We start from the raw sequence: 1,153 nt of genomic DNA, 5'->3' as shown, positions 1-1,153 counted from the left end.
CACATGCGCCGCGTAAATTTGCCCCCACTTCTGCGCGTGCCTGGTAAACTCTCAGGCATGCCAGTCAGCCGACTCCCCGACGACATCGACACACTCAAGCGCATGCTTGTCTCGCGCGAAGAAACCATCGCGCGCCTGCTTGCCGAGATCTCGCGTCTGAAGCGCTGGCAGTACGGACGCTCGTCTGAGCGCATGGCAGAACTGACGGGACAACTCCAACTCGCCCTCAGTGACGGGTCACTGCCGCAGCAGGATACCGTGGCGGCACCGGCGCCAGAACCGGTGCGTGATGAACCTGTAGACACGAAAGCGCCGGTGGTCCCACTACGCCGCCGCTCGCGCGAATTCCCTGCGCACCTGCCACGCGAGGTGGTGGAGCACAAGCCACAGGACTGCGACTGCCCCGAGTGCGGCGGCCGGCTGCGCAAGCTGGGTGAAGACGCCTCCGAGGTGCTGGACTACGTGCCGGGGTACTTCCGGGTGATCCGCCACGTACGCCCCCGGCTGAGCTGCAGCCGTTGTGCGAAGGTCGTCCAGGAAGCGGCGCCGTCGCGCCCAATCGCACGCGGCATGGCCGCAGCCGGCCTGCTGGCGCAGGTGGTAGTTGCCAAGTACGCCGACCATATGCCGTTGTACCGGCAGGCAGGAATCTATCTGCGTGCCGGCATTGAACTCGACCGTGCCACCCTGGCCTCGTGGGTTCGCGAGTCCGCCGCACTGCTGCAGCCGCTGGCGGATGCCGTTGGCCGATATGTGCGTGAGGCGCAAAAAATCCATACGGATGACACTCCCGTCCCGGTGCTGGAGCCCGGACGCGGCAAGACGCGTACGGCGCGGTTGTGGACGTACGTACGCGATGACAGGCCGGCGGGCTGTCGGGCACCCCCGGCGGTCTGGTACCAGTACTCGCCCGACCGCAAGGGAGAGCGACCCCGTACGCATCTGCAGGGCTGGTCGGGCATCCTGCAGGCGGATGCCTATAGTGGCTACGATGCGCTGTACCGCGATGGCGCGATCATCGAGGCAGCGTGCTGGGCCCATGTGCGGCGCAAGTTCTACGACCTGTACGAACTGGAGCGTTCGCCGGTGGCGCAGGAGGCACTCAGCCGTATCGCGGCCCTGTATGCCATCGAGCGCGGGGTGCGCGGCCGCA

1 protein-coding gene is annotated in these 1,153 nt (G+C 66.6%); it reads left to right on the top strand.

Annotated elements, in window-relative coordinates:
- Positions 1–57: 57 nt before the first annotated feature.
- Positions 58–1,153, top strand: a 1,096-nt coding sequence (gene tnpC, locus P3T43_RS35670; RefSeq protein ID WP_429285670.1) for an IS66 family transposase, incomplete at its 3' end; no start/stop codon positions are given.

The sequence above is a fragment of the Paraburkholderia sp. GAS41 genome (genome assembly GCF_050436545.1).
Lineage (GTDB): Bacteria > Pseudomonadota > Gammaproteobacteria > Burkholderiales > Burkholderiaceae > Paraburkholderia.
The sequence above is the reverse complement of the archived record's forward strand: the minus strand, read 5'-3'. Positions and strand labels throughout refer to the sequence as shown.